This is a genomic window from Maribacter spongiicola (assembly GCF_052119685.1).
In the GTDB taxonomy this organism is placed as follows: Bacteria; Bacteroidota; Bacteroidia; order Flavobacteriales; family Flavobacteriaceae; genus Maribacter; species Maribacter spongiicola_A.
In genome coordinates, this window is record NZ_JBGQOO010000003.1 from 147,501 (window position 1) to 170,844 (window position 23,344).

25 protein-coding genes are annotated in these 23,344 nt (G+C 35.2%); 14 read left to right on the top strand and 11 right to left on the bottom strand.

Translation table 11 applies throughout. From position 1 onward, the window contains the following. Window positions 1-51: 51 nt before the first annotated feature. Entirely contained in the window at window positions 52-2,886 is a 2,835-nt protein-coding gene (gene leuS, locus ACEN2N_RS07010; RefSeq protein ID WP_441823659.1) for a leucine--tRNA ligase, read from the bottom strand. Between the two features lie 83 nt (window positions 2,887-2,969). Beyond that, entirely contained in the window at window positions 2,970-3,830 is an 861-nt protein-coding gene (locus ACEN2N_RS07015) for a UbiA family prenyltransferase (protein ID WP_441823660.1), read from the bottom strand. Window positions 3,831-3,944: 114 nt separating this feature from the next. Here ACEN2N_RS07015 and ACEN2N_RS07020 point away from each other — a divergent pair, with 114 nt between their 5' ends. The 6 genes from ACEN2N_RS07020 to ACEN2N_RS07045 all read left to right on the top strand — a co-directional run bounded on the left by ACEN2N_RS07020 (window position 3,945) and on the right by ACEN2N_RS07045 (window position 9,362). After that, window positions 3,945-5,819, top strand: a complete 1,875-nt coding sequence (locus ACEN2N_RS07020) for a T9SS type B sorting domain-containing protein (protein WP_441823661.1) — start codon at window positions 3,945-3,947, stop codon at window positions 5,817-5,819. Between the two features lie 63 nt (window positions 5,820-5,882). Beyond that, complete coding sequence (locus tag ACEN2N_RS07025) at window positions 5,883-6,761, top strand: cell division protein FtsX (protein WP_324025091.1); 879 nt, start codon at window positions 5,883-5,885, stop codon at window positions 6,759-6,761. A 9-nt stretch (window positions 6,762-6,770) separates the two neighbouring features. Continuing rightward, window positions 6,771-7,034, top strand: coding sequence for a DUF3098 domain-containing protein (locus tag ACEN2N_RS07030; RefSeq protein ID WP_133674069.1), 264 nt, complete (start codon window positions 6,771-6,773; stop codon window positions 7,032-7,034). Beyond that, complete coding sequence (locus ACEN2N_RS07035) at window positions 7,035-7,832, top strand: undecaprenyl-diphosphate phosphatase (protein ID WP_441823662.1); 798 nt, start codon at window positions 7,035-7,037, stop codon at window positions 7,830-7,832. It begins immediately after the preceding gene. Window positions 7,833-7,855: 23 nt separating this feature from the next. Beyond that, window positions 7,856-8,569, top strand: a complete 714-nt coding sequence (truB, locus tag ACEN2N_RS07040) for a tRNA pseudouridine(55) synthase TruB (protein ID WP_441823663.1) — start codon at window positions 7,856-7,858, stop codon at window positions 8,567-8,569. A gap of 64 nt (window positions 8,570-8,633) precedes the next feature. After that, window positions 8,634-9,362 (top strand): hypothetical protein, encoded by a 729-nt coding sequence (locus tag ACEN2N_RS07045; RefSeq protein ID WP_441823664.1) that lies wholly within the window; start codon window positions 8,634-8,636, stop codon window positions 9,360-9,362. 60 nt (window positions 9,363-9,422) lie between these two features. Here the strand turns inward: ACEN2N_RS07045 and ACEN2N_RS07050 are convergent, their stop codons facing one another. The 5 genes from ACEN2N_RS07050 to ACEN2N_RS07070 form a co-directional block, all read right to left on the bottom strand. Next, a complete protein-coding gene (locus ACEN2N_RS07050) occupies window positions 9,423-10,046 on the bottom strand; it encodes a thioredoxin family protein (RefSeq protein ID WP_441823665.1) in 624 nt (207 codons plus the stop codon). Between the two features lie 62 nt (window positions 10,047-10,108). After that, on the bottom strand, window positions 10,109-11,512 hold the full coding sequence (locus tag ACEN2N_RS07055; protein ID WP_441823666.1) for a TolC family protein: 1,404 nt from the start codon (window positions 11,510-11,512) through the stop codon (window positions 10,109-10,111). Between the two features lie 2 nt (window positions 11,513-11,514). Then, window positions 11,515-12,867 carry an HlyD family secretion protein gene (locus ACEN2N_RS07060; protein WP_441823667.1) on the bottom strand — a complete coding sequence of 451 codons (1,353 nt, stop codon included), beginning with the start codon at window positions 12,865-12,867 and terminating at the stop codon, window positions 11,515-11,517. Continuing rightward, complete coding sequence (locus tag ACEN2N_RS07065) at window positions 12,860-14,542, bottom strand: peptidase domain-containing ABC transporter (RefSeq protein ID WP_441823668.1); 1,683 nt, start codon at window positions 14,540-14,542, stop codon at window positions 12,860-12,862. Before ACEN2N_RS07065 ends, ACEN2N_RS07060 begins: the two co-directional genes overlap by 8 nt. After that, window positions 14,535-15,221: a TetR/AcrR family transcriptional regulator gene (locus ACEN2N_RS07070; protein ID WP_441823669.1), complete on the bottom strand. Its 687-nt coding sequence runs from the start codon at window positions 15,219-15,221 to the stop codon at window positions 14,535-14,537. Before ACEN2N_RS07070 ends, ACEN2N_RS07065 begins: the two co-directional genes overlap by 8 nt. A gap of 186 nt (window positions 15,222-15,407) precedes the next feature. Between ACEN2N_RS07070 and ACEN2N_RS07075 the strand changes: the two genes are divergently transcribed. Then, complete coding sequence (locus ACEN2N_RS07075; RefSeq protein ID WP_441823670.1) at window positions 15,408-15,725, top strand: hypothetical protein; 318 nt, start codon at window positions 15,408-15,410, stop codon at window positions 15,723-15,725. On the opposite strand, the gene ACEN2N_RS07080 is transcribed toward ACEN2N_RS07075, so the two are convergent. Next, on the bottom strand, window positions 15,722-16,645 hold the full coding sequence (locus ACEN2N_RS07080; protein WP_441823671.1) for a LysR family transcriptional regulator: 924 nt from the start codon (window positions 16,643-16,645) through the stop codon (window positions 15,722-15,724). The genes ACEN2N_RS07075 and ACEN2N_RS07080 overlap by 4 nt on opposite strands. 96 nt (window positions 16,646-16,741) lie before the next feature. Here ACEN2N_RS07080 and ACEN2N_RS07085 point away from each other — a divergent pair, with 96 nt between their 5' ends. The 5 genes from ACEN2N_RS07085 to ACEN2N_RS07105 all read left to right on the top strand — a co-directional run bounded on the left by ACEN2N_RS07085 (window position 16,742) and on the right by ACEN2N_RS07105 (window position 20,196). Further along, window positions 16,742-17,056, top strand: a complete 315-nt coding sequence (locus ACEN2N_RS07085) for a hypothetical protein (protein ID WP_441823672.1) — start codon at window positions 16,742-16,744, stop codon at window positions 17,054-17,056. Window positions 17,057-17,351: 295 nt separating this feature from the next. Then, window positions 17,352-18,314 carry a sodium-dependent bicarbonate transport family permease gene (locus ACEN2N_RS07090; protein WP_441823673.1) on the top strand — a complete coding sequence of 321 codons (963 nt, stop codon included), beginning with the start codon at window positions 17,352-17,354 and terminating at the stop codon, window positions 18,312-18,314. 35 nt (window positions 18,315-18,349) lie between these two features. Beyond that, on the top strand, window positions 18,350-18,913 hold the full coding sequence (locus ACEN2N_RS07095; RefSeq protein ID WP_441823674.1) for a DNA-3-methyladenine glycosylase I: 564 nt from the start codon (window positions 18,350-18,352) through the stop codon (window positions 18,911-18,913). Window positions 18,914-18,932: 19 nt separating this feature from the next. Then, complete coding sequence (locus ACEN2N_RS07100) at window positions 18,933-19,520, top strand: hypothetical protein (RefSeq protein WP_441823675.1); 588 nt, start codon at window positions 18,933-18,935, stop codon at window positions 19,518-19,520. Next, entirely contained in the window at window positions 19,501-20,196 is a 696-nt protein-coding gene (locus ACEN2N_RS07105; protein ID WP_441823676.1) for a DUF2490 domain-containing protein, read from the top strand. The genes ACEN2N_RS07100 and ACEN2N_RS07105 overlap by 20 nt, the downstream gene beginning before the upstream one ends. On the opposite strand, the gene aat is transcribed toward ACEN2N_RS07105, so the two are convergent. Both aat and ACEN2N_RS07115 read right to left on the bottom strand, forming a co-directional pair. Then, on the bottom strand, window positions 20,188-20,820 hold the full coding sequence (gene aat, locus ACEN2N_RS07110; RefSeq protein WP_441823677.1) for a leucyl/phenylalanyl-tRNA--protein transferase: 633 nt from the start codon (window positions 20,818-20,820) through the stop codon (window positions 20,188-20,190). The two genes, ACEN2N_RS07105 and aat, sit on opposite strands and share 9 nt — an antisense overlap. A gap of 131 nt (window positions 20,821-20,951) precedes the next feature. Then, entirely contained in the window at window positions 20,952-21,329 is a 378-nt protein-coding gene (locus tag ACEN2N_RS07115; protein ID WP_441823678.1) for a DUF3127 domain-containing protein, read from the bottom strand. A gap of 126 nt (window positions 21,330-21,455) precedes the next feature. On the opposite strand from ACEN2N_RS07115, the gene ACEN2N_RS07120 reads away from it, so the two are divergent. Further along, the gene (locus ACEN2N_RS07120; RefSeq protein ID WP_441823679.1) at window positions 21,456-22,604 is read left to right on the top strand and encodes an ATP-binding protein; all 1,149 of its coding nucleotides are present in this window, start codon (window positions 21,456-21,458) and stop codon (window positions 22,602-22,604) included. A gap of 2 nt (window positions 22,605-22,606) precedes the next feature. After that, entirely contained in the window at window positions 22,607-22,963 is a 357-nt protein-coding gene (locus ACEN2N_RS07125) for a hypothetical protein (RefSeq protein ID WP_424003125.1), read from the top strand. Here ACEN2N_RS07125 and ACEN2N_RS07130 read toward each other — a convergent pair. Next, on the bottom strand, window positions 22,950-23,342 hold the full coding sequence (locus ACEN2N_RS07130; protein ID WP_441823680.1) for an HIT family protein: 393 nt from the start codon (window positions 23,340-23,342) through the stop codon (window positions 22,950-22,952). The two genes, ACEN2N_RS07125 and ACEN2N_RS07130, sit on opposite strands and share 14 nt — an antisense overlap. Between the last annotated feature and the right edge of the window lie 2 nt (window positions 23,343-23,344).

Sequence of the window (23,344 nt, forward strand, 5' to 3'; positions counted from 1 at the left end):
AACAAGAAGAGGCGATAAATATCGCCTCTTCTTTTAAATATATTCTCTTAACTACCCAACGATATTGACAATTTTACCTGGCACTACAATCACCTTTTTAGGCTCGCGACCTTGTAATTGTTGTTGGGTTTTTTCATTCGCCATTACCGCAGCTTCTATCTCTTCTCTAGATAAGTCTAACGAAAGCTCTAAAGTAAATTTCATTTTACCATTAAAGGAAATAGGATACTCCTTACTGCTCTCAACCAAAAACTTTCCTTCGAATTTTGGGAAAAGTGCCTTAGCTATAGATTCTGTATGACCCAATTTACTCCAAAGTTCTTCTGCAATATGTGGTGCGTACGGTGACACTAAAATAGCCAATGGCTCCAATACTTTTCTACTATAACATTTCTGCGATGAAAGCTCATTAACACAAATCATAAATGTAGATACCGATGTATTGAAGCTGAAGTTTTCTATATCTTCTTCTACTTTCTTAATTGTTTTGTGTAATGTCTTCCAAGATTCTTTTGATGGCTCTTCTTCACTTCGGCTACGCTCAGCGACCGCATTTTCATCAATAAATGGAGCGTACAAACGCCATAATTTCTTTAAGAAAGAATGTGTACCTGAAATACCAGCTGTATTCCAAGGTTTAGATTGCTCTAATGGCCCTAAGAACATTTCATACAAACGCAAACTATCTGCACCGTACTCCTCACAAATAGCATCAGGATTTACGACGTTGTATTTAGATTTGGACATTTTTTCGACTTCGCGACCTACTTTAAATGTTCCATCCTCTTCAGTGATAAATTCCGCATCCGCAAATTCATCCCTCCACTTTTTAAATCCTTCAACATCCAACTCATCTGATGCATTTACTAAAGATACATCTGCATGAATTGGAGTAACATTTCTTCCTTCTATTAAGCCTTTAGAAATCAATGTTTTTCCATCCTCATCTCTATAAACAAAAGCACTAGTCCCAGTAATCATACCCTGATTAATAAGTTTCTTAGCAAACTCATCTTTAGGCACCAAACCTTTATCAAACATGAATTTTTGCCAGAAACGCGAATACAACAAATGCCCTGTTGCGTGCTCACTACCGCCAATATATAAATCTACATCTTGCCAGTAATCAATAGCATCTTTAGAAAATATCTCTTCACTATTATGCGGATCCATATACCTATTAAAGTACTGTGAACTACCAGCCCAACCTGGCATGGTATTCAATTCTAGCGGAAACACAGTGGTATTATTTATCTCACTATTATTTACAACGGTATTTGCTACAGTATCCCAAGCCCAAACCTCAGCATTACCTAATGGCGGTTCTCCTGTCTCGGTGGGCAAGTATTTTTCAACTTCTGGCAACGCAATGGGTAAGTATTCTTTTGAAATCATTTGAGGCATACCGTCTACATAATACACCGGGAAAGGTTCTCCCCAATAGCGTTGACGACTGAATACAGCATCACGCAATCTATAGTTTATTTTTCCTTCACCATGCCCTATTTTCTCTAACTCATAGATAGCTAATTTCATAGCTTTCTTATACGGTAATCCGTTTAGGAAATCAGAATTTGCAATAACCGTTTTATCCTTATCAGCAAATGCTTCTTCAGAAATATCAACACCTTCAAATATGTTAGGGATAGGTATATTGAAATGCTTTGCAAAATCGTAATCTCGTTGATCACCACATGGCACGGACATTACCGCACCTGTACCATAACCAGCCAATACATAATCACCAATCCAAATTGGAATAGGTTCTTTTGTAAATGGATGTTCTGCATATGCACCTGTAAAAGCACCTGAAATAGTCTTCACATCTGCCATACGATCACGCTCCGAACGTTTTGCAGTTGCTTCTATATAGGCTTCTACTTCAGCTTTTTGAGCTTCAGTCGTTATTTTAGAAACCAACTCATGTTCTGGCGCCAAAGTCATAAAAGAAACTCCAAAAATAGTATCGGGTCTGGTGGTAAAAACTTCTATTTTCTCATCATGATCCTTCACATTAAAAACAGCCGAAGCTCCTTGAGAACGACCTATCCAATTTGTCTGGGAATCTTTCAACGGTTGTGGCCAATCGATTTTCGCCAAACCGTCTAACAAACGTTGTGCATATGCAGAAATACGCATACTCCACTGGGTCATTTTTTTACGAACCACTGGGTGACCACCACGCTCAGATACTCCATTTACTATTTCGTCATTCGCCAATACCGTGCCTAGTGTAGGGCACCAGTTTACTTCAGTATCTGCCAAGTACGTTAATCTATATTGTAATAATATTTCTTGTTTTTTAACATCAGAAAATGCGGTCCATTCTTCAGCTGTAAAAGGTTCTATATCATCGTCACATACTGCACTTACCTTGGCATTACCATCCGTAGAAAATTTAGCAATCAACGTTTCTATATCCTCTGCCTTATCGGTATCCTTATTATACCAAGAATTGAATATTTGAATGAATATCCACTGCGTCCACTTGTAATACTCGGGACTAGAAGTACGTACCTCTCTGCTCCAATCAAAAGAAAAACCTAGCTGATCTAATTGTCTTCTGTATGTTTTAATATTTGCTGCTGTTGTTACCGCAGGATGCTGACCTGTTTGAATAGCATATTGCTCTGCCGGCAAACCAAAAGAATCATACCCTTGTGGGTGCAATACATTAAAACCTTTGTGCCTTTTATATCGTGCATAAATATCACTTGCAATATACCCTAACGGATGACCAACATGGAGCCCCGCACCAGACGGATAAGGAAACATATCTAACACATAAAACTTCTCTTTTTCAGAATCGTTCTCTGCTTTAAATGTTTGATGTTCTGCCCAGTATTTTTGCCATTTGGCTTCAATTTCGTTGAAATTGTATTGCATGATATTTACTTCTTTTCTGTAAGTCGCAAAAATAGGTTTATTCTGCTAAAACCGAAAGAATAACGTCATTGATAGCATTTGTGCTAAACCATCAATAATTTTCCACTATACAATACCCAAAGCATTGAAAGTAATGCCGATAAGTTAATGAGATAGCCAAATAATTTCATTTCTGGTAATGTATACGCTCTACCCTTAAATATCACAAAAATATCTAATACCATAAACGCAGAGAAGAGACCAAGAAATGATGCTAAAACTATATCTTGAAACCAATACCAAACCAAAACAGATTCGCACACCAATATCAAGAGCATCAGTAATTTTGAATATTTACGCCCTATCAACGTTGCGGTAGTGCGTTTACCCGAAGCTAAATCTGGCTCTATATCCATTATTTCACCAGCTATATGTGCCTGAAATGCAAATAATGATAAATACACCAATGTCTGCCATGGGAGTGTTTCTAAATTATTCAGTGCTGTCGAAAAGAACACCGTAACCACATAACCAACCTGAATTAAAATTTCGAACGGAGGTCTTTCTTTTATTCTAAACGGCTTAAAATTATAAAGGATGTTCACGACCACCATAAACAGTAGCAAAAAGAACATTTTTAAACCAGAAATAAAGGTAAATACAATTACAAACACAGACGTGAGTATGGTAATTTTAGTCAGCACACCACTGAGCTGAGACTTTGAAGCCTTTGCGCCAAAGAGAAAATTGCCTTTTCTGTCGTTTACGGCATCTGCATCTATATCATTATAATCGTTTAGACCATAAACCAAATAGTTCAATGGAAAGGTAACAAAGAACAGACCCAGCCAAAAATTACTATTCAACCAAAAATCTACCTGATCACCAAAAGGAACTAAATAAATCCAAATTGTAGGAAACCAAAGTCCGGGTCTCGATATTTTTAGATCCAATACATTAAGCATCTTTTAAAATTAGGTTGTGATTTTGGTGAAAATACCAATCTTCAAATAGGCTCTGTACCTTGAATTGAGTTTATTTATTCATCGTACTAAAAAGTATATCTTTAACCAGTGAATATGATGTACTCCAGATGTTTTCTACTTACTATTCTACTAACGTGTTGCGGCATAACTTCATTGCATGCGCAACTAGGTTTCTGTGGCGGTAATTCTGGTGATCCAATATTTACAGAAGATTTTGGCTCTGGTACCACCGACGGACCCGCATTACCCGCTGGCACCACAACATATAATTTTACCACAGGAACACCTAATGACGGTGACTATACAATTTCTAGTACGACCAATTATTTCGATTGGCTTTCGATTGAAGACCATACTCTAGGTGACAGCAACGGTAAGTCTTTTATTGTCAATGCAAGTTTTACGGCCGGCGAATTTTACCAACGCCAAGTAACAGGCTTGTGCGAGAATACCACCTATGAGTTTTCATCATGGCTTATTAATTTACAACGAGCAGGTAGTTGCGACGGCAATAGCATACCCGTCAATGTTCGTTTTCAGATATGGGACGAAACAGATAGCAATATGCTTGCACAAGGTGATACAGGGAGCATAACAGGTATCGGGACTACCGAATGGAAGCAATACGCTTTAGTCTTTAAAACAGAACCAGGGCAGACATCCGTAATTCTAAAGATGAGAAATAACAGTAATGGCGGCTGCGGAAATGACCTTGCCATAGATGATATTTTATTTAAATCTTGCGGAGATAATATCAACGTTTCTTCTGGTGCCAACGAACAGAGCTTGGTGGTTTGCGAAAATCAAGGCGGGGTTTCTAGAACATTAACCGTTACACCAGATTTTTCCATTTTCTCAACACATGCGTACCAATGGCAACAGAGTACAGACCAGCAAAACTGGACAGATATTCCTGGGGAAACAGGTGACACCTTATCGACACCTGCTGTAACCAGTACCACATATTTCAGGGTAAAAACATCTGAAGACCCCATAAATGTGAACAATGACTTATGCAATGTAGTATCGGATGTTTTTGATATTATAGTTTTACCTGTACCCAATGCCCCAACCAGCGCAGGAGATGTTATTATTTGCGAAGGCGAATTAGGAACCTTAACTGCTACAACTCAAAATTCATATTCCATTAATTGGTATGATGCCCCTACTGGTGGAAATTTAATTTTAGCTGAAAATCAAAATTTAGAAATAGGGATAGCCGGCACGTATTATGCCGAGTCCAATTCAAATGAAATAGAATGTGCCTCCATCACTAGGACTGCGGTTACCTTAACCGTTAATCCATTACCCCAAATACCAGATGACTTAAGCACGTTTTTATGCGAAGATTCTTTTACCACTTTAGATGCAGAAGTTGAGAATGTCACGTATCAATGGTCTACTGGTGCGACCACCCAACTAATAGACGTTACCGAACCTGGCGATTATGATGTTAGCATTACCAATGCAAATGGCTGCTCAGCTACTCGCACCTTCACAGTTGAACAAATAGATTTACCACGAATTGATAAAATAGTATCTGACGGTCCCTCAATAGTAGTCTCTACTGCCAACGGTGGAAATTTCGAATATTCTTTAGATGGTAGCTCATTTCAGTCTAGTCCTGTATTTGATGCCGTAGCAGGCGGATTCTACACTATTTACGTTCAAGACAATACAGATTGTGGTGTAGTAACTCAAGATTTTTATCACCTGGTCATTCAAAAATTCTTTACTCCGAACGGAGATACTGTCAATGATGTTTTTGAACCTGATGGATTAGAAGTTTTTAATTCTGTTACGATTTTAATTTTTGACCGCTACGGTAAGCTCATTAAATTTGGGAATACAAATTCCACTTCTTGGGACGGTACTTTTAAAGGAGAACGATTACCAGAAGATGATTATTGGTATCTAATTGAGGCTGATTCCACTCAATTTAAGGGACACTTCAGTTTAAAACGTTAAGGCTTGATTATTTTAAGTCCCATTTAACAATACTTTGCTATTTTTACTGCACTTTTAAGTACTATGGCGAACTCCTTCGAAAATTATCAAAGACGCAAACTTATCTCCTCCTATTTTTCTGTGGTGCTAAGTATTGCATTAGTCTTATTCCTATTAGGTATTTTAGGATTACTGGTTTTAAACACTAAAAAAATGGCAGATCGTTCAAAAGAACAAATCACCATTTCTGTATTCTTAAAAGAAAACACTAAAGAAATCGAGATTGAACAGCTTCAAAAGACATTAGCAATGTCTGAATACACGAAATCTTCTACGTACGTATCTAAAGAAGAAGCTGCAGAACAACATAGTGAAGAAATCGGCGAAGACTTTGTTGACTACCTAGGCTACAACCCGCTAAAGAATTCTATCGACGTAAAGTTAAATGCAGATTTTGTTACTGCAGAGAAAGTACAAGAAATTGCCGATACCTTATCAGAAAAAAGTTTTGTCGATGAAGTTAGTTACGACAAGGTCTTAGTAAGCATGGTCGCAAAAAGTGTTGAACAAATTGGTTTCTGGATCTTAGTAGCCAGCGCTATTTTCACTTTTATAGCTGTATTATTGATTAACAGTTCTATCAGATTATCTATCTATTCTAAAAGATTTATCATCAAAACCATGCAAATGGTCGGAGCGACAAAGACCTTTATTAGAAGACCATTTATATGGCAAAATATTAAACTAGGCATGATCGGTGCTGCAATTGCTTTATTGGCTATAGGTGGCGTCGTATATTATGTAAACACTAATTTTCAAGATTTAGGATTATTCGATGAACCTTATATTTTAGTCATTTTATTTGTTAGTGTTTTTCTATTGGGCATACTTATTTCGTTCATTAGCACCTATTTCGCGACCCAACGCTTCTTAAATCTTAGAACGGACGAATTATATTATTAAATTTGCGGCATGAGTAAAAACAACAAAGTGGAACAGCACACTAAACAAGAATTTATTTTTCAGAAGAAAAATTATATGTTCATGTTCATTGGTCTTGCCTGTATTGCAATAGGTTTTATTTTAATGAGCGGCGGCGGCAGCGATGACCCCAACGTATTTAACCCTGAAATTTATAATTTCAGAAGAATAAGACTAGCACCAACTTTAGTGCTTATTGGCTTAGGTATAGAAATTTATGCCATTTTATTAAACCCTCACAAAAAGAAAGATTAATTGGATACATTAGACGCTATTATACTCGGCATTATTCAAGGATTAACCGAGTTTCTACCCGTTTCTTCTAGTGGTCATTTAGAATTAGGCAAAGCCATTTTAGGGGATAACTCTGTTCAAGAAGAAAGCTTATTATTTACCGTAGTACTTCATTTTGCTACCGCTCTTAGTACCATCGTTGTTTTTAGAAAAGATATTTGGGAAATTCTAAGCGGCTTGTTTCAATTTAAATGGAACGAAGAAAGTCAGTTTTCTGCTAAAATTATAATCTCTATGCTACCTGCTGTATTTGTAGGTTTATTTTTTGAAGAACAACTTGAATCGTTTTTTGGCGGTAATATTCGCTTTGTCGGATTTATGCTTATCATAACGGCAGTACTTCTATATTTTGCAGATAAAGCCAAGGATACCGATAAAAAAGTAAGTTTTAAAAATGCTTTTATAGTTGGCATCTCGCAAGCAATTGCAATGCTACCTGGTATTTCTCGTAGTGGAGCTACCATTTCTACCTCTGTGCTTTTAGGCGTAGACAAATCAAAGGCCGCAAGATTTTCATTCTTAATGGTGGTACCATTGATCTTTGGTAAGATTGCAAAAGACCTTATGAGTGGCGATTTAACTTTTGACGGTGAGAATAATGTAGCGATGGGTGCAGGTTTTATTGCCGCCTTTGTTGCTGGTCTTGCCGCTTGTACTTGGATGATCCAATTGGTACGTAAAAGCAAGTTATCTTATTTCGCCATCTACTGTCTTATTGTAGGATTGATCGCCGTTATATACGGATTCACTAATCCGTAGAACTCCTTTAAACACCCAAATTCATGAAAGATTTGACCAAAGAAGACTATTTAAGCGGTCAGGTATTATTGATTGATAAACCATTAGAATGGTCTTCTTTTCAGGCAGTCAATAAATTAAAATGGGCAATTAGAAAAAAGTTCAGTTTAAAGAAATTTAAAATTGGACACGCAGGCACTTTAGATCCGTTAGCAACGGGACTACTTATCATTTGCACCGGAAAATTCACTAAGAAAATTACCGAATACCAAGGGCAAGAAAAAGAATATACCGGTGTGTTTACCTTAGGTGGCACCACTGCTTCTTACGATCTTGAAACAGAAGTAAACGAAACCTTTGCAACAGATCATATTACACCTGATCTTATAAATACCACTACCCAACAATTTATTGGTGACATCGAACAGGCACCACCTGTTTTCTCTGCATTAAAGCAAGATGGTAAGCGACTTTATGAATTGGCCCGTGAAGGAAAAACAGTTGTTATACCAAAGAGAAAAGTAAATGTAAGCGCTTTTGATATTACCGATATCGATGGCTTGAACATTCACTTTAGAATCGCTTGTAGTAAAGGAACCTATATAAGATCTATTGCACATGATTTTGGGAAAGCACTAAATTCTGGCGCACATTTAACAGCACTTAGAAGAACCAAAATAGGTGATTTTAACGTAGATAATGCTCAAGACCCTTTGGTCTTTGCCGAGAAATTATTAGGACCTGAAAACAACAGATAACAATCAATTGATTGCCTTTTGTCGATTACTTAAAATATTTTGGTATTATTAAGGTTATATAACCATGAATCTAAACCGAAAACAACTATCATTACTTGCCACTATCTTTAGCTTGTCTATCGTAGTGTTGGTGCTGTATGGTATTCAGTTTGGAGGTCAAGAAGAATCACATGAAGATTATGTTGTTGAAATGGTCATGGATCCTGAGGTTTTAGAAGAAATTTTAAAAGAAGAGGAATTACAAGAAGACCAAGCGAACGCAGATCCTATAAAAAGTCATTTAGCCTTTAACGAAACAGCAAAGCCTAGTTATGGCAACCCAGAACCACTACAAACTTTAGAAGAGTTGATGGAGGAGCGCAGTGAAATGAGCGATGGTGACCCTAACGAAGATGTTATTTCTGACACGGGTTATTCTGAAAGAGTAAAGGCCTTAGCAAAAAAGAGAGAAGAGAAAAAACAACTTCTAGGCGAAAAGGAAGCTCAAAAGAAAGAGTTTACCAATAACCTGGCTGCAAGAAAAACTTCGGTATCGTATTCTTTAGTAGACAGAAATAATTACAAATTACCCCCACCAATATATACTTGCATAGAAGGTGGTAAAGTCGTTATTAATATTGAGGTAAATGCTTTAGGTTATGTTACCGAAGCAGATTATAACGAAAAAAGTTCTGGCACTTCTAACGGGTGCCTTGTTGAAAATGCTATTAATTACGCCTTAAAAGCAAGATTCAATTCTTCTGACAAAGAGTCTCAAAAAGGCACTATTACCTATTTATTTCAAGGGAAATAAACTAACGCAAGAAATAAGCTAGTTTTTCTTAAAATGCCTACTGTAGTTCTAAGTACAGTTTTAAACCTTTTTTACTCCATTGTCTAGCAATAGTAGTAAATCTTCTAAAATACTTTGACCCTTATCTTTATTGTAAAATACTTGTAAATCTTGTTTAAACTCTGGTGTTAACGAACCATGTGCTGTCTTATAATCTTCTACGAGCTTTGTCGCCTTTATTGATCTAGGCCCCCAAGTGGCTACTACAGAATCATCCTTCTTATCAATCGCAATTAATTTAGGTATGGACATGCCACCGTTGGTTAAAAACTGATTCATAATATCTAAATTCTCATCACGAAGTATAATTGACAAAGAAATATTCGGATTTATTTCAGTGATTTTGTTCATTACCGGCAATGCAGGTGAAGCATCGCCACACCAACTTTCTGACAAAACTAACCATGAGATTTTCTGATCGACAGATTTTATCTTAGCTACAGACTCGTCGCTAAACTTCAACATTTTATCCCAGCGTCGCATACGGCTATTGTTAAGCTGAGTATATTGCGACAAAGCTTCTGATTGTTCAGGACCGGTAGATTCATTTTTTTCTGCAAGTTCAGAAACCAATGCCCTGTATTCTGTATAGGTATAACTCTTCTCTGCTCCCTTTTCAATCAAATCTTCAACAACTAATTCCATCAAGCTTACTTTTTAATTATATACTCTAATCGAACCCATTAGTAGTACTAAATTTAAATTGCTTACAAATTCTCTGGGTTTACCGCTAAACTGTTGAACAACTTCGCTTTGGCGGTAAAGAATTTATTCTCAACCTGATTTTGTTTTAAAACGGCATCGATCAACTTGGTTTCTCTAGAATTAATTAAGAACAGTGAACTTTCGCCAAAGCTGAATTTTCGTTCTTCGGCTGCCAATAGTGCTTCATAACTTGTTACAATATCAGCTATTAATACATTCTGATTTTCAAAAGAATCTAACTCGTTATAGATGGCGGTTATTTTATTAAGAATCTGAACCTGAGCGTTATCAAACTCGAATTGGGCATCTCTTAATTTCAATTTTGCCAATTTCAAATCTCCTCTTTCTTTTCTAAGAAATAGCGGAAGTTCAAAATTCAATCCGCCTTTATAATTTTGAGTTTCAAATGAGTTCAAGTACTCTGGCTGATCGGTTATAAACTTATATTCCACATCTATTCTAGGCAATAGCTTATTCGTTTTTAAACGCTTATCTACCACTAAACCATCAATTTTATAGCCTAATGATTTTAACTTAGGATGATTCTCTAACATAAAACTATCCAAAGGTTTACCTAAAATTTCAAGAGCTTGATCTATTTCTGTATCTAACGAGGTTTCTGGTACAACGTTCGGCTGTAGTTCCATCGGTATATTTTCACCCATCCACAGGTAATTAGAAAGTTCTAATCTTGCATTTCGTAAAACAACACTCGCCTGTTCCATTTCTAAAGCTCTATTCTGCACCGAAATTTTCGCCTCAACAGTATCAATAGCAGCAATTTCACCCGCTTGTGCACTTCGGTTAACACCTTTCAACCTTACTTTGGCGTTCAATAAAAAATCATTGAATACCAAAATATTACGGTATGCCTGTAACCAATCGAAATAAGCCAAAGAGGCATCGAACAAAATCTGATTGACCAATAAATCTCTATCTGCCTTTGACTGCTCTCTAAAAAACTTTGCCTTTTTTACGGTAGCCATTCGCTCGTTGATCCAAGAACCACGACCCAGAGAAAGCGCTACTCCGGCACTATAGAGTCCGTCATCGGGTACATTTCTTTCTGCATTCAAATATTCGCCCGAATACTGCTCAAACTCCCCTTTTAATTCTATACCATACCAAGTAGGTACTTTAAAGGTAGAATTCAATAAATCGTAATACTCGGTGCCTTTAAACTCTTTGGTTGAATAATCGACAGATATCTTAGGATCGAAACCACCACGTGCTTTCATGAGATTTGCCTGACCTACGCTCATAACCATCTCTGCCTGCTTCGCTATAGGATGATATTTTTTTACATAACCCAAATACTCTCTAAAATTTAGCTGTACAGAATCTGCAGTCTGAGCATTAGAAAATAACCCAGCAATTAGATATAAAAAGACAACAATTCTCTTCATCGTTATTTTTTTACAGGTTTATCTTGAGCCCCATCTGGTTGATAATAATTGGCAGGGAAGCCGTTTAATTGTCGCCATAGTTCGTACCAAATAGGCACATCTTCTAACAATGCAATCGTATTTGCACCAGAACCTACACGCAAGGCATTTGGCCATGGTTGATCTTCTTTATCTGGCGACAACAACACCCTATATTTTCCATTAGGGTTTATAAAAGTTTCAATGGCCACTACCCTGCCTGCATACGTACCGTAAGATGCGTTTGGCCAACCACTAAATACAATTGCTGGCCAACCGTCGAACTGAATTCGTACAGATTCATCTAAATGAATTAACGGTAAATCTATAGGGTCTACGAACGTTTCTACAGCCATATCATAATCTGCCGGCATAATACCAACTAACGGCGTACCTTCTTTAAAGGTTTCACCGATACCTGCTGTAAGCACTTTATTAATATACCCGTTTTGCGGTGCTCGAATATAGCGTAATGCATTTCGCATTTGATAATTGGTATAATCGTTCTCTAATTTACTTACCTGCGCCTCAGAATCGAATTGGTTCGACATTGCCGTAAATTTATCGCTCTGTGCCTTTGAAATTTTATCGGTATACGAAGCTTGCACACTATTAATCTCTACTTCGGCATTGATAATTTCATTTTTAGCAGCTAACAGCTTATTCTCTTGAGAAAGTAACTTTGCCTGTGTTTCTTGTAGCTTTAATCGTTTTTCTTCAACATCGGTTACCGCCTTTAAACCTTCACTTTCTAATTGAACTGTACGCTCATATTGGCGCTCTGCAATTTGAATATTGGTTTTAGCAGCTTCAAAGTCTATACTGTCACTTTGTGCTTTTAATTTCGATTGCAATAATTTATTCTTGGCCTGCTCTAATTTTAATCTTCTTTCATTAATAAGTGCGGCAACCTGATTATCTAATGACTTTACTTTTTCACCATATGAGGTAACAGATGAACTTTTAGACTTTAATTGTTCTCCTGTTCTTTCTACTAAATCTGGATCGAAATATTCTGATTTTACTTCTGATATAAAAAGAATGGTATCCCCCTTTTTTACATAATCGCCTTCTTGCACATACCATTCTTCTATTCTACCCGGAATTTGAGATTGAATAGTTTGCGGTCTTTGACCGGGAGTCAAAGTCGTTAGAAATCCTCTGGCATTTATAGTTTGTGTCCATGGTAAAAACAATACAATTACACCAACTACCGCAAAAGCGAATAGAAATCTATTGAAGTGCTTATAGTATTTTTTATGGTCTACTTTTTGAACGGATTTAAAACGCTCAATTGAAACTCTCTCGTTTAGTTTATTATGAGATATGTTAAGCATTTTTTCCTGAGATTTCGTTAATAATCTGTCCTTTATCCATAGTAATTATACGCGAACATTTTTTGATCCACTTGTCATTTTCACTTACAACAAGCAATGCCCAACCATTTGCCGGGTCGCTTAGAAAACTTAAAATTCGATCAGCTTCTTCACTATTGAACTGATCTAATGGATCTTTTAGAATAAGTAATTTTGGTTTACGAACAATACTTCTTGCCAGTACAATCTTTTTGGATACCGTATGCGGAATCTGTTTACCCTCTGGGTAGAGTACGGTGTTAAGACCATCTGGTTGCTTTTTTACAAAATCGGTCAAACCTACTTTATCAAGCGCCCAATAGACCTGCTCATTCGTTGTCTCTTTATCACCAAATGTGATGTTATTTAGAATAGTACCTTCAAAAGGTGATTCTTCTGGTAATGACTGACCAAGATGAGAGCGGTAGTAATTTAAATTCATCCCTTTTAAAGAAACTCCGTTTACATATACACCACCACTATCTGGCTCTAGAATACCCGCTATTATTCGCAACAAAGTATTTTTACCAGAACCACTATTACCTCTCAATAAAATAGTACAGGTAGGTGTAATTGTTAAACTTAGGTTTTTAATTATATCTCGCTTTTGCTGCGGCACACTATAAGAAATATCGCTCAGTTCAATAGTAAATGCTTGGTTCTCTAAAAATGGCTTTTCTCCTTCTTGCGGTTCTAATTCTTTATCTACTACCTGCCCCATTTTTTCTAAAGATGTCAATAGATCGTAAAAAGTTTCTAAACCAAGAATCAACTTTTCTACAGAACTGATCACCAAAAGAATAATAATCTCTGCTGCAACAAATTGACCAATATTCATTTCTTGATTCAATACCAATAAACCACCGATCAACAAAAGACCACCGGTTACCAGAACTTTAAAACCGATCATTTGTATAAATTGTATCACTATCACCTTAAAATGACTTTCTCTTGCATTTAAATACTCTACTACCAACGTATCGTTTTTATCTAATGCATGAGAAGTTTTACCCGAAAGCTTAAAACTAACTATTGAACGGGCAATTTCTTGTAACCAATGCGCCACTTTATATTTACTCTTCGACTCATCTAAACTGGTATCGAAACCTCTTTGTGCCGTAAACTTGAATACGATATAGATCAATAGCATTAGCAACAGACCATACACGATAAAAAACGGATGATAAAATGACAACAACAATAAACCAAAAACGATTTGCAATAACGCCGCCGGGAAATCTATTAACACCTTTGATAATGACTTTTGTATGGTCAACGTATCAAAAAATCTATTCGCTAATTCTGGCGGATAGTAATTATGCAATTCACTCATTTTTATTTTTGGAAATCGATACGCGAATTCAAATGAGGCCCTTGTAAATATTTTTTGTTGTACGTTTTCAATAATCCTTATCTGCATTAGTTGAAGTATACCCACAAAGGCAACACCTAAGGTTACCAAAATTACCAATACCACCCATGACGAACTTATCTGCGCACCTTGCATAAGGTTAATAATCGCCTGTATACCTAATGGCAAAGACAGGTTTACAACACCAGCGAATATGGCATAATAAAATATCTGAAACACATCTTTCTTATCAAGCTTTAAAAGACCAAGAAAGCGTTGCCAAGCGGTTAGTATGTTTTTATTCATCTATTTTTTGATTTAATGTATTAAAAACAAGATGCGTCAAAAACTGTGTTGGCGTCACTTTGTTATTACAATTTGTAAGTGATGGAAAATGTTCTTTTAAAAAATGCTGATGTAAACCGTTTTCAAGTATGGTACTTGCTAAACTAGCAGGGTATTGATAGTCTGCATCCATTAGAGAAATCATTTCACCTAATCGACCTACCAATCTTTTATAAATACTATAAAAACCTTCTTTATTCTCGGCATCAACCTCTTTTGTCGTGTACGATTTTGAATATTCGTTAATGACGATTTTATTCAATAACACTTCGTTAATATGCGAGAAGGATGAATCTTCTTTTATCTCTCTAGTTATTATAAGTATAGACTTCAACAACTTCTCTTTAGGGTTACTGATGCTGTTGGTCGCGAATACTACTTGATACTCCATCCACCCCCAATACCATGATGTTAGATATAACAACAACTTGTGCTTATTTTCAAAATAACGATAAATAGAACTTTCGTTCGATTTTATTTGAGCTCCTAGCTTTTTGAATGTAAAGCTCTCAAAACCGATTTCATTAATCATTTGAATACTATATTCAATGATTTTTTTACCAAGTTCTGAGGATTCTGGATCTTTCAAATAAAGTTTTTCATTTATTCTTATTTGTACCCCTTGCAACAACCTATCCATAAATTTCTTTATTAAATCGATTGCAAATATAATAGTATTACTATCATATTATAATAGTTTAACATATTTTTTTGATAGTAATACGTAAATTTGGGGTAATATGGTGTTTCAACAAACAAAGACAAAAGAAATTATTAGTTGAAATAACGCTTTAACTATTGCTTCTAACCCTTAAAATATATCATTATGATCTTAGGCTATATCATTGTTAAGAAAAAGAAGCAGGCAAAAGAAATAGCTCAATTACTTTTAGCACAAAACTTAATCTATAGCGCTAGTATTTCAACGAAAAAAGTATTCAGTAAGAATTTAAAAACTGGCGAAATTGATTTTGAAAAACAAACGATAATCGAAGGTAAAACAAAGGCATTGCTTTTTAGTACTATAAATGAAATTCTAAGAGTAACCTACAGAACAAATATGCCCTTATTTTATGCTGTACCAATTATTTATATGGATGAGGAACAAACACAGAGCCTCAGAAACCAAACCGCTAAGGTTTAATATCTTTCTATCCAATCAAAAGTTTCTTTTATGACCTGATCCTTCTCAGCGTTTAAATATTCTAAAAATGCCAATGCAGTAGGTGATAGCTTTTTAGATTTAAGCCAAATGATATTCCACCTTGTAAGTATTGGCAAGCCTTTTATAGGAACTATTTGAACTTCATTATTTTTAAGCTCATTTTTTAATCCTATAATCGGCATAATAGAAAAACCTAAACCCGCAATTACAGCTTGTTTAACCGCTTCATTAGAGGTAAGCTCAATTTTTTTACGAACCTCAAATTTATTTTCTATTATAAAATTCTCCATGGCAGCTCTAGTGGCCGAACCCGTCTCTCTATAGAGCAATGCCGACTCTTCAAAAATCTTCTTCTTAGATAGATTTTTATTCGCTAATCCGTTTTTACCGGCAATTAAATATAATTTGTTCTGCATGAGTTCTACTCTATCTACATTTAATTTCTTTGGCAAAACAGATACCATTGCAAAATCTACTGTGTTCAATTCTAAACTTTCAATTACCTGAGCTTTATTAGTTACATCTATGATTAAATCGACACCTTTATTCTGGTGCGAGAAATTAGAAAGTAAATATGGCATTACATACTTGCCCGTAGAAACTACAGAGAATTTTAATTTACCTACCAACTCACCTTTATAAGAAAGCGTTTTATAATTGATTGCATCTACTTCGTTCAGTATCTTTTTGGCCGCGACTGCTATTTCTTTTCCAAAATCGGTAACATACAGCTTTCTTCCTACGACCTCAGTAAGCGGAATTGAAAATTGATCTTGAAAATTTTTCAGCTGAATAGATACCGCAGGTTGCGTAAGATGCAACTCTTCAGAAGCCTTTGTAATGCTCTGATTTTCAGTTATTTTTAAGAATATCTTCAACTGATGCAATGTATAATTCATAAATTATTTTTATGTATATCATAATAAATATAAATAAAATTTTATGAATTAAAAATCTAAGATTTGCATCCGCATTAAATGATATAAATTAAAATTATGAAAGTAGAATCTAAAAATTCGGTAAGTACAACAAGTACTAAACAGAAAATTCAACTTGTAGATGGTGTCTTTACAGTTTCTGAAGCAAATGACATTATACAAAACCTGATCAATGAAAAAATAAATTTTCACAAATTACAGCGCCTTACTCTTTGCGAAGGGTATTCTGGATCGAACACCAAATACCCAGATGGCAGAATTAGTCAACTAGAAAAAGATAAACTGATTTCAAAAGAATTTTTTAAAGATAAATACAATAAAAAAGTAACGATCGAAATTAACGGGGTCTTAGAAATCTCTATAAACGAATAGACAAATCGTGCCTTAAAAAAATGATATGTACAAAAAAGCAAACCTCTCTAGAATAGTCACTTTTTTAATGATGGCGCTATTAATTCTTGCATCCTACACAAACAATGGTCTCTTTATAAATCAACTATTAATTTCATGTGGCATTATATCTTTAATCATGTTTATTAATTCTAGAGCTAACGACAAATAATTAATGGTTAATTCAACTCATCTATTACATAGAAATAAGGGAGTTTTCAGTTATCACATATTTTACACCAAACTCCCTTAAACCTGCCTTACTAAATAAATATTTATGGATTTACATTTACTGTTAGATAACCTGACCAACCCCGCTCTGCTCTTTTTCTTTTTAGGTGTTATTGCAGTTCAATTAAAAAGTGACTTAGAAATTCCGCCAAATTCATCAAAGTTTATTTCCCTTTATTTAATGTTCTCCATTGGCTTTAAAGGCGGTTTAGAACTTTCTCATAGCGCTTTAGATATAGAAATTTTATGGTCTTTGCTATTCGGTGTTTTTTTAGCCCTGTTCGTACCTATATACACCTATTTTATCTTAAGAAGAAAATTTAGTGTAGCCAACTCAGGTGCGATAGCGGCATCATACGGTTCTGTAAGCGCAGTAACCTTTGTCACCGCAGTTTCATTTCTTGAAATGGAACAAATAGAATTTGGTGGTCATATGGTCGCTGTTATGGCACTAATGGAAGCTCCATCAATTATTATCGGGGTGCTACTTATGTCTTATTTTCAAAAAAATAAAGAAAATAAAATTTCTCTGCCCAATGTCGTAAGGCACTCTCTAACCAATGGAAGCGTGATATTAATTATTGGAAGTTTAATTATTGGTTTTTTGGCCAGTGACCAACATGCCAGGGGTATAGAACCTTTTACTACAGATATTTTCAAAGGCTTTTTAGCTGTTTTCCTTTTAGATATGGGTATAACCAGTGGTAAAAAATTAGCTGATTTTATTAAGAAAGGATGGTTCGCATTTCTTTTCGCGGTAATTATACCACTAATAAATGGCAGCATCGTGGCAGTTGTTAGTTCAACCTTTACCGAAAGTATTGGAAATCGTTTTTTATTCGCCATTCTAGCAGCAAGTGCTTCTTATATAGCGGTACCTGCAGCAATGCGCTTAGCCGCCCCTAAAGCAAACCCAAGCTTATATCTACCCATGGCGCTGGCAATTACTTTTCCATTTAACATAACTATAGGCATGCCCTTATATTTAGCTATTGTTAATTGGTTTTAATTTGACCACAAGCCATTATATAGTACTTTTATTCTATGGATAAAAATAGATGTGGTTGGTGCAAAGGCGATAAGCTCTACGAAGCTTATCATGATCATGAATGGGGAGTGCCAGTAAAAGATGACGATCTTTTGTTTGAGTTTCTTGTTTTAGAAACGTTTCAGGCTGGTTTAAGCTGGATTACCATTTTAAAAAGACGAGAGAATTTTCGAGTTGCTTTTGACCATTTTGATTATCAAAAAATTGCAATTTATCCTGAATCTAAAATTCTTGCCTTACTACAAGACGAAGGTATTATTAGAAACAAATTAAAAGTTCGTGCAACGGTAACAAATGCTCAGGCATATCTAAATATTCAAAAAGAGTTTGGATCTTTTAGCAACTATATTTGGGCATTTGTTAATAATGAACCTATTATTAACGAGGTGATACATTATAAAGAAGCCCCTGCAAACACACCAATCTCTGATGCGATCAGCAAAGACTTAAAAAAACGTGGATTCAAATTCGTTGGCAGTACCATCATATATGCATTTATGCAAGCTACCGGCATGGTGAATGATCATCAATTAGACTGTTTTAGATACCACCAAGTATAAACCTATTGAGATACCTACTATGAATACTATTCCATCAAAAATATTCGCTATTATCTTTCTTTTTTGTTTTCAAATTGTTCAAGCACAATATAAATATGAAAGGGAGTTTCGAATTTTGAAATCTCAATTTCCGGCAAAGGCCATCGCAACCATCAATGAGAATTTGACAGATTTTAAACGGATTAAATTCTACAAAGAAACCGATAACACCAAAATTAGCTTTGAAGCGAAATTAAAAAAAGATAAGCTTTGGTATAGTATAGAATTTGATGAAAACGGGACATTGGAAGATATTGAAATTCTAATAAAAATAACCGATATACCCAATGACACTTATGCCAGAATAGAAAGCTATTTGAACAAAAATTTCACGAAATACCGCCATAAAAGACTTCAACAGCAATATCCTTCAAAAAATGAGTCGTTAGAAGAAACTTTTAAGAGCGCCTTTCAAAATCTTATTTTATCTACTAACAACTACGAAATAGTCATAGTCGGTAAAAAAGACAAGGGGTATTTAGATTATGAAATTCAGTTCGATGCTGAAGGAAATTTTAAGAAAATAAGAACTTCTCTTCCTCCAAATTATGATCACGTACTTTACTAGGGGTCATTTTATTTTAATAGTATGCCTATTTTTAGGTTCGTTCTACGCCGTATCGCAAGGCAATACCACTGGTTATTGGGAGCCTGATGTTGCCATAAATTACGAAGTAACACCACTACTTAAACAGAACTTTTCTTTATCAAATAGAAATTACATTTATCGTAATCAAAACTCTGAACTAACGATTAGGCAAATAGAAATTGTCCATTTTTCTTCATTAACAATTGACCCCTATAAAAGTATTGGACTAGGTTTTCAATACCGTTTCAGAGAAGCCTTTGAAAAGGACAAGGAAAATGAACTTAGATTAACCCAACAATTTAATAGTATCAAGAAAACGAACAGTGCCCGATTTGGTAATAGGTTTAGAGTAGAACAGCGTATTCAACCCTCTACACTTGTTCATCGTTTTAGATATCGTTTTGCAGTAGATATACCTCTAAAGGGTTTAAAAATGGATATTGGCGAACCTTATTTAGTCGCTACAACAGAATCTTTATTAAGTGTAGGCAAAAGTATAAAACCCATGTACGACCAAAGAATTACATCTCAAATAGGCTGGTCAATTTCAGAACATTTAAAAGCCCAATTAGGCGTGCAGTTTAGAATGGAGAATTATACCGAAAACACCGAACATGTTTTCTTATTACTAAATAGCTTCGTTATATCACTGTAAATATTTCATAAACTCTTGCCTAGAAATTTCTTGTGCCCCCATACTTTCTAGATGATCGGTATGCAATTGGCAGTCTATTATGCGATATTCTTTTGCCTTTAATTCTTCAGCTAATTTAATGAAAGCAAATTTTGACGCATTAGAAGTTAAACTGAACATACTTTCTCCGCAAAAAATATACCCTAAATCTATACCATATAGACCACCTACCAAGGTATCGCCTTCCCAAACTTCGTACGACTTTGCAATTCCCCTTTCATGAAGTTTTATGTAGGCATTTTTCATGTCATCAGTTATCCAAGTACCTTCTTGCCCTTCTCTTGGTACAGCCGAACAATACTCTAACACTTCTTTGAAACACGTATTTTTAGTTAATCGAAATTGATTGCTTCGAATAACTTTTTTCATGCTTTTTGAAATTTTGATATGATCTGGGTAGAGTATCATTCTAGGATGGGGACTCCACCATAAAATAATAGAATCGTTATCGAACCACGGAAAAATTCCGCTTTGGTACGCTAAAAGCAAACGTTCTGGAGATAAATCTCCACCCACTGCCAACAAGCCTTCTTCATTGGCTTCATCTACTGGAGGAAACACAAGTTCATCTGTTAAAAAATACATGACTATTTGTGGCTTTTAATTTTTTTGAAAATAAATAAAAGGTCTTAAAACAAAAAACTTGTTTAACTATTTAAGCTAAACAAGTTTTATATTATACGGGCATTACGCCTTACTAAAAAGTAGTATAATTCTTAGAAAGGAAGATCATCATGATCTTCCTCATTTAAATCATCTGCAGGCTCAAAAGCCTCCATTGGTGCTACTGGGGGCATACCACCTGCAGGTGCTGCTTTTGAAGCACCCTCTATACGCCAACCTTGTATTGAGTTAAAGTATTTTACTTCGCCCTGAGGGTTCGCCCATTCTCTACCTCTAAGGTTAATACTCACTTTAACATCTTGACCTATACTGTAACTATTTAATAAATCACATTTATCTTGTACAAACTCTACCATGATATGTTGTGGATATTGTTCGTCTGTAGTAACAACTAATTCTCTTTTTCTAAACCCATTAGACCCGAAGGTTTGGGTTTCTCCTATCAATTTTACTTTACCTTCTATTTCCATCTTAAACTCTTTTTACAATAGAGGTCAAAAATACATAAAATGATGCGTTAATAAAACAGCCTACCACATTAACAACACAACAATTATTCACAATTAGGGTTATCTTTAGTATTAGATAACTATTGGATGAACTTTATTCCTAAAAACAAAATTTCCAACATTTTTCTATTGATAGGCTCTTTCGTAGTTGTGAGTCTTATCTTATGGAATACCAATAGCTTTTTTAAACAATTTAAAGAGGAAGAACGCCTAAAAATGGAGATCTGGGCTACCGCACAGTCTGAATTTCTACAATCATCTGAAACCGTAGATTTAGGAAGCCTTCATTTAAAGGTCTTTCAAAACAATACATCTACCCCTATGATCCTTATAAATAAGGATAAGTCTATTCGGGTAAACAACTTTCCTCCGAACAAAAACAAAGACACTATTTTCATACAAAGTCAACTTAAAAAATTTAAGAACGAGAATATCCCTATTTCAATTGATCAACAAGGTGAACATTTGGCAACATTATATTATGGTAATTCTGATGTTTTGAACAAATTAAAGTTTTATCCTATTGCTTTACTACTGATCATATTTCTCTTCGCCGCAGTTATTTATTTTCTATTCAAAACGAATAAGGCAGCCGAGCAAAATAAATTATGGGCAGGTATGGCTAAAGAAACTGCACACCAAATCGGCACACCGCTATCTTCTCTTTTAGGATGGAACGAGTTATTAAAATCTGAAGATATAAACCCTAGCATTACCAAAGAGATAGAAAAAGATATTGACCGTTTACAAACTATAACCGAACGTTTCTCAAAAATTGGCTCTTTACCTAAATTGGTAGAAAGTGATATTGTAAAAGAAACCCAAGATGCTTTCGATTACCTGAAACGAAGAAGCTCTAAACTTATTCATTTTTCGTTTAGCACAAAGGTGGATCACTTACCCGTTATGCTCAATAGTTCTTTATATAATTGGACCATAGAAAATCTGGTTAAAAACGGAATTGATGCCATGCGCGGCAAGGGTAGTATTGCTATAGAAATTGTACAAGACCACAAGTTTGTAAACATTTTAATAGCCGATACAGGGCACGGTATTTCTAAAAGCAACTATAATAGTATCTTTACACCAGGCTTTACCTCTAAAAAACGAGGCTGGGGCTTAGGACTTTCTTTGGTCAAACGAATTGTGGAAGAATATCACGATGGAAAAATAAAGGTGTTATCATCTGGCAAAGAAGGAACTATAATGCAAATATCTCTAAAAGTGTCTCACTAATTATGGCCAAGGAAAAACTAGAAGTTATTAAAGAAGCCAATCTAAATAACAACTGCCCTGAATGTTTTAATCAAGATTTGAATCTTACTTTTTACCAAAAACATACATACGGTAGCTTCTTTCATAAGGTTACAGGTGAACTAAGTAATAAATTGGTTTGCAATACCTGCCACTCAAATATTTACCCTGTTACCTGGACAGATGATATTGAACGTATGTTCAACTACTATCAAAAAACTGCTATACCTGCTAAAAAATCATCTAAACCAACGTTGCTTTTTTACAGCCTTATTTTGGTGCTTATTGCATTAGTTGCAGCAGTAATATATGTATTTATTTCTGGTACTATTCAACTTTAGCCCCAATTGCTTGGGCAAGTTCGGTAAGTTCTTCGTTACTTAATTTTACCTTGTGCTGAAAAGTTGCCTCTTTCATGTCATTTAAAGGAATAAGATGCACGTGCACATGCGGTACCTCTAAACCAATAACCGACATACCTACACGCTTACAATCGACAGTTTTTTCTAAAGCTTTACCAACTTTTCTAGAAAACAACATTAACTGCACATAGGTTTCTTCGTCAAGATCCAAAAACTTGTTTACCTCTTTTTTAGGTATGCATAATGTATGCCCTTTTGCATTTGGATTTATATCTAGAAAAGCTAAGAAATTCTCATCTTCAGCTACTTTAAAATATGGAATTTCACCATTAATTATCTTCGTAAAAATCGTTGGCATAC

Excerpts from the sequence above, each read along its gene's own strand:
- leuS (WP_441823659.1), bottom strand. The coding sequence starts at position 2,886 with ATGCAATACAATTTCAACGAAATTGAAGCCAAATGGCAAAAATACTGG.
- ACEN2N_RS07015 (WP_441823660.1), bottom strand. The coding sequence starts at position 3,830 with ATGCTTAATGTATTGGATCTAAAAATATCGAGACCCGGACTTTGGTTT.
- ACEN2N_RS07020 (WP_441823661.1), top strand. The coding sequence starts at position 3,945 with ATGATGTACTCCAGATGTTTTCTACTTACTATTCTACTAACGTGTTGC.
- ACEN2N_RS07025 (WP_324025091.1), top strand. The coding sequence starts at position 5,883 with ATGGCGAACTCCTTCGAAAATTATCAAAGACGCAAACTTATCTCCTCC.
- ACEN2N_RS07030 (WP_133674069.1), top strand. The coding sequence starts at position 6,771 with ATGAGTAAAAACAACAAAGTGGAACAGCACACTAAACAAGAATTTATT.
- truB (WP_441823663.1), top strand. The coding sequence starts at position 7,856 with ATGAAAGATTTGACCAAAGAAGACTATTTAAGCGGTCAGGTATTATTG.
- ACEN2N_RS07045 (WP_441823664.1), top strand. The coding sequence starts at position 8,634 with ATGAATCTAAACCGAAAACAACTATCATTACTTGCCACTATCTTTAGC.
- ACEN2N_RS07050 (WP_441823665.1), bottom strand. The coding sequence starts at position 10,046 with ATGGAATTAGTTGTTGAAGATTTGATTGAAAAGGGAGCAGAGAAGAGT.
- ACEN2N_RS07055 (WP_441823666.1), bottom strand. The coding sequence starts at position 11,512 with ATGAAGAGAATTGTTGTCTTTTTATATCTAATTGCTGGGTTATTTTCT.
- ACEN2N_RS07060 (WP_441823667.1), bottom strand. The coding sequence starts at position 12,867 with ATGCTTAACATATCTCATAATAAACTAAACGAGAGAGTTTCAATTGAG.
- ACEN2N_RS07065 (WP_441823668.1), bottom strand. The coding sequence starts at position 14,542 with ATGAATAAAAACATACTAACCGCTTGGCAACGCTTTCTTGGTCTTTTA.
- ACEN2N_RS07070 (WP_441823669.1), bottom strand. The coding sequence starts at position 15,221 with ATGGATAGGTTGTTGCAAGGGGTACAAATAAGAATAAATGAAAAACTT.
- ACEN2N_RS07075 (WP_441823670.1), top strand. The coding sequence starts at position 15,408 with ATGATCTTAGGCTATATCATTGTTAAGAAAAAGAAGCAGGCAAAAGAA.
- ACEN2N_RS07080 (WP_441823671.1), bottom strand. The coding sequence starts at position 16,645 with ATGAATTATACATTGCATCAGTTGAAGATATTCTTAAAAATAACTGAA.
- ACEN2N_RS07085 (WP_441823672.1), top strand. The coding sequence starts at position 16,742 with ATGAAAGTAGAATCTAAAAATTCGGTAAGTACAACAAGTACTAAACAG.
- ACEN2N_RS07090 (WP_441823673.1), top strand. The coding sequence starts at position 17,352 with ATGGATTTACATTTACTGTTAGATAACCTGACCAACCCCGCTCTGCTC.
- ACEN2N_RS07095 (WP_441823674.1), top strand. The coding sequence starts at position 18,350 with ATGGATAAAAATAGATGTGGTTGGTGCAAAGGCGATAAGCTCTACGAA.
- ACEN2N_RS07100 (WP_441823675.1), top strand. The coding sequence starts at position 18,933 with ATGAATACTATTCCATCAAAAATATTCGCTATTATCTTTCTTTTTTGT.
- ACEN2N_RS07105 (WP_441823676.1), top strand. The coding sequence starts at position 19,501 with ATGATCACGTACTTTACTAGGGGTCATTTTATTTTAATAGTATGCCTA.
- aat (WP_441823677.1), bottom strand. The coding sequence starts at position 20,820 with ATGTATTTTTTAACAGATGAACTTGTGTTTCCTCCAGTAGATGAAGCC.
- ACEN2N_RS07115 (WP_441823678.1), bottom strand. The coding sequence starts at position 21,329 with ATGGAAATAGAAGGTAAAGTAAAATTGATAGGAGAAACCCAAACCTTC.
- ACEN2N_RS07120 (WP_441823679.1), top strand. The coding sequence starts at position 21,456 with ATGAACTTTATTCCTAAAAACAAAATTTCCAACATTTTTCTATTGATA.
- ACEN2N_RS07125 (WP_424003125.1), top strand. The coding sequence starts at position 22,607 with ATGGCCAAGGAAAAACTAGAAGTTATTAAAGAAGCCAATCTAAATAAC.
- ACEN2N_RS07130 (WP_441823680.1), bottom strand. The coding sequence starts at position 23,342 with ATGCCAACGATTTTTACGAAGATAATTAATGGTGAAATTCCATATTTT.